The 3,790-nt window shown below is 68.7% G+C and carries 4 protein-coding genes; 3 read left to right on the top strand and 1 reads right to left on the bottom strand.

Translation table 11 applies throughout. The features are described 5' to 3' along the window. Positions 1–138: 138 nt before the first annotated feature. Positions 139–606: an Lrp/AsnC family transcriptional regulator gene (locus DBR10_RS17745; RefSeq protein WP_108505931.1), complete on the bottom strand. Its 468-nt coding sequence runs from the start codon at positions 604–606 to the stop codon at positions 139–141. A 122-nt stretch (positions 607–728) separates the two neighbouring features. On the opposite strand from DBR10_RS17745, the gene DBR10_RS17750 reads away from it, so the two are divergent. From DBR10_RS17750 to DBR10_RS17760, 3 genes are all read left to right on the top strand, one after another. Further along, positions 729–971 (top strand): DUF6356 family protein, encoded by a 243-nt coding sequence (locus DBR10_RS17750; RefSeq protein ID WP_108505930.1) that lies wholly within the window; start codon positions 729–731, stop codon positions 969–971. Then, on the top strand, positions 968–2,014 hold the full coding sequence (locus DBR10_RS17755) for a putative sulfate exporter family transporter (RefSeq protein ID WP_108505929.1): 1,047 nt from the start codon (positions 968–970) through the stop codon (positions 2,012–2,014). Before DBR10_RS17750 ends, DBR10_RS17755 begins: the two co-directional genes overlap by 4 nt. Positions 2,015–2,172: 158 nt before the next feature. Next, complete coding sequence (locus tag DBR10_RS17760; protein ID WP_108505928.1) at positions 2,173–3,594, top strand: amino acid permease; 1,422 nt, start codon at positions 2,173–2,175, stop codon at positions 3,592–3,594. Positions 3,595–3,790 lie beyond the last annotated feature (196 nt).

Raw genomic sequence — 3,790 nt, forward strand, 5'->3', positions numbered from 1 at the left:
GGGCGGGATCAGCGGCGGCCATGGCCGGGGCCAGGGCAGGGGTAAGGGCCGCGCCCCCGATCAGCAGGCCGCGTCGCGTCGTGTCCATGGGTCGCCTCCGTTACAGGCGGCGCAGCCTGGGCGGGGTCGATGACAGGATCAAGACGTCTGGATCGGCAGGGCCGTCGTGAACTTGATCTGCTCCATCGCAAAGCTGGACGACACGTCGGTGAGCGGGGCGGTGGCGATCAGGCGCTTGTAGAAGCGGTCATAGGCGGCGATGTCGCGGACCACGACTTTCAGCAGGTAATCGACCTCGCCGCTCATCCGGTAGAACTCGACCACCTCGGGCAGGGCCCGGGCCCCGGCGGCAAAGGTGTTGAGCCAGGCCTCGTCATGGCGACCGGTCTTGACCGCGACAAAGACGGTCAGGGACAGGTCGAGGGCGTCGCGGTCCAGCAGGGCGACGCGGGCGACGATGACCCCGCTGTCCTGCAGCCGCTTGACCCGCTTCCAGCAGGGCGTCTGGCTGAGACCGACCCGCTCGGCCAGCTCGGCGATGGCCACGGTCGAATCCTCCTGCAGGATCGCCAGAAGCCTGCGGTCGATATGATCGAGATCAATCATCTTCGTTTTTGCCCGTTCCGAGAATGAGATTCTCCTTAATCCGAAATCGGCAGGGCATCCAGTAATGCCATTCCCTGCGGTGGCGTCATGCTGGCAGGCCTCAACAGACGTCGGGGGCCGCCATGCTGAAATCCTTCACCCACCATCCGGACTCGGTCGGCGAGACCTATGGCCAGCACATGGGCGTGGCTTTCGGTTTCGGTATGACCCTGATCGGGGCGGGTCTGGCCTGCCTGGTGCACGGTCTGCTGCCGTTCGCCTTCGAACGCACCGGCAGCGATACGGTGCGCGGCCTGAATGACCGGCTCAGCCGCCGCCGGGCCGTGGCCGAGACGGGCCGGCCTGTCGAGCCCGTGGCGGGATGAACGCCGCCCCCGCCCGCCTGAACCTTGTCCGGCTGAACCTGACCCGGCTGGTTCTCACTCGCCCGGACCTTGGCCGCCTGTTGCCGGGCCTGCTGGCGGGTCTGGCCATCGCGGCCATGGCCCGGCCCCTGGCCCAGGTTCTGCATGCACCGGCTCCTCTGCTGGCCGTGGTGCTGGGCATGGCGGTCGGGGCCCTCGGGCTCGGGACCCGGCTGGCGGCCGGCCTCGATGTCTGGGCCAAGCCGGGCCTTAGGCTGGGCGTGGCGATGATGGGCGCGCAGATCACCTGGAGCGAGTTTGCCCTGCTGGGCGGTCCGGCCATCCTGGCCAGCGGCGCGGTGGTGCTCGGCGGCCTGGCCATGGGCGCAGCGGTCGGCATGGCCGTGGGCCTGCCCCTGGCCGAAGCCCTGATCGCAGCCGCCGCCTGTTCGATCTGCGGCGCCTCGGCGGCCCTGGCCGCCTCCCAGGCCGCCCCGGCCAGCCCCGCCAACCAGCGGACCACGGCCCTGGTGATCATCGGCGTCAACCTGCTCTCGACCGTGGCCATGCTGGCCTATCCGCCCCTGGCCCATGCCGTGGGCCTGACCGCCCATCAGGCCGGCGTGTTCTTCGGCCTCTCGATCCATGATGTCGCCCAGGTGGCCGGGGCCGGGGCTTCGGTCTCGCCCGAGGCGGCCGGGGCGGCGGCGCTGGCCAAGCTCTCGCGGATCGTCTGGCTGGGCCCGGCGGTGGTGCTGATCGGCGTGTTGCTGACCCGCTCCCAGGACGGTGGAGCCCGCACCGGTCTGAAGGCCCCGCCGCTGTTCGTCATGGGCTTTGCCGCCCTCGCCGCCCTGCGCGGTTTCGGCCTCCTGCCGCCGCCCCTCGTCGCGACCCTGGCCACGGCCTCCAGCTTCCTGCTGCTGGCCGGCGTCGGGGCGATCTCGGCCAAGCTGGGCCCGGCAGCCCTGATGCAGGTCAAGCCGCGACTGGCGGCAGCGCTGGCCCTGACGACCCTGGCGGTGGCGGCCCTGGCCTATAGCCTGACGCGGCTGTTCTTCTAGGGCGAGGCGGCGGCTGATCCGTTCGCCGCGGACCCGGTCGGAGGCCAAATCTCGCCCCGAAGCGACCCGCGAGCCGGTCTTTCCTGCCCAACCGTCACGCGAGCCCCCTTGGCGAGACCGCTGTCCCGGCCCATGGTCGCCCTCAAGAGTCGGAGGGAATGACCTTGAGTTTCTGGACGCGACGCAAGTCCATCGACGCCATTGCGGCGGGCCATGACGGCCATCAGCTGAAGAAGACCCTGAGCTGGCCGCATCTGGTGGCCCTGGGCGTAGGGGCCATCGTCGGCACCGGCATCTATACCTTGACCGGAATCGGGGCGGGCCTGGCCGGGCCGGGCGTGATCCTGTCCTTCGTCATCGCCGGCCTGATCTGCATCTGCGCCGCCCTCTGCTATGCCGAGCTCTCGACCCTGATCCCCGCCTCGGGCAGCGCCTATACCTACAGCTACGTGGCCATGGGCGAGCCCGTCGCCTGGTTCGTGGGCTGGAGCCTGATCCTCGAATACACCCTGGTCTGCGCGGCCGTCGCCGTCGGCTGGTCGGCCCATGCCGCCGGCCTGTTCCGCATGGCCGGGGTCCCCGAAGCCCTGCTGGCCGGTCCTCACATGGGCGGCCTGGTCAATCTTCCCGCCGTCTTCATTTCGTTTGCGGTCGCCGGGCTTCTGGCCCTCGGCACCCGCGAGAGCGCCACGGTCAACATGGTGCTGGTCTTCGTGAAGATCATCGCCCTGGCCGTTTTCGTGGTGCTGTGCCTCCCGGCCTTTGACGCCAGCCACTTCACCCCCTTCATGCCGCAGGGCTTTGCAACGGTGAACGCTGACGGGGTCAAGGTTGGAGTCATGGCGGCCGCCAGCCTGATCTTCTTTGCCTTCTACGGCTTCGATGCAGTGTCGACGGCGGCGGAGGAAACCAAGAACCCCAAGCGCGACCTGACCATCGGCATCGTCGGCTCGATGGCGATATGCACGGCGATTTACATGGTCGTGGCCGCCGTCTCGATCGGGGCTTCGCGCACCGAGATCTTCTCCAAGAGCGAAGCGCCGCTGGTCTTCATCCTGGAGTCGCTGAACCATCCCCGGACCGCCCAACTGGTGGCCCTGGCCGCCGTCATCGCCCTGCCGACCGTGATCCTGGCCTTCATGTACGGCCAGAGCCGGATCTTCTTCGTGATGGCCCGCGATGGCCTGCTGCCCAAGACGCTGGCCCGGGTGAACCCCAAGACCGGCACGCCGGTGCTGCTGACGATCCTGACCGGGGCCCTGTCGGCGGTGCTCTCGGGCTGGCTGTCGCTGAAGGACATCGCCGAACTGGCCAATGCCGGCACCCTGGCGGCCTTTATTGCCGTGGGCCTGTCGGTGATCATCCTGCGGATCAAGGATCCGGGCCGGCCGCGCGTCTTCTCAACGCCGCTGTGGCCGCTTGTGGCTTCGGGCGAGATCTTCGGCTGCCTCTATCTCTTCTACAATTTGCCGACCAAGACCCAGGTCTATTTCCTCTACGCCCATCTGATCGGCGTGGCGGTCTATGTCCTGTTCGGCCTGCGCAACAGCGCGCTAGGGCGTGCGACCAAGGCGGTGTGAAGACCAGGGAGCACGGTTTCCTCGTGCAGTAGGCGGATGCTCATGGCCAGGTTTCGCAAGTCTCTGACGCAGGCCGGACCGGTCCTGCTGATGGCCGTGAGCCTGTTGCTGACCGGTTGCGGCGGTGGGGGAGGTGGCGGTGGCGGGCCATCGACCGGTGTGACAACGCCGGTGCCGCCTGCACCACCCCCTCCGC

This window comes from Caulobacter sp. HMWF025, assembly GCF_003060965.1.
GTDB lineage: Bacteria > Pseudomonadota > Alphaproteobacteria > Caulobacterales > Caulobacteraceae > Caulobacter.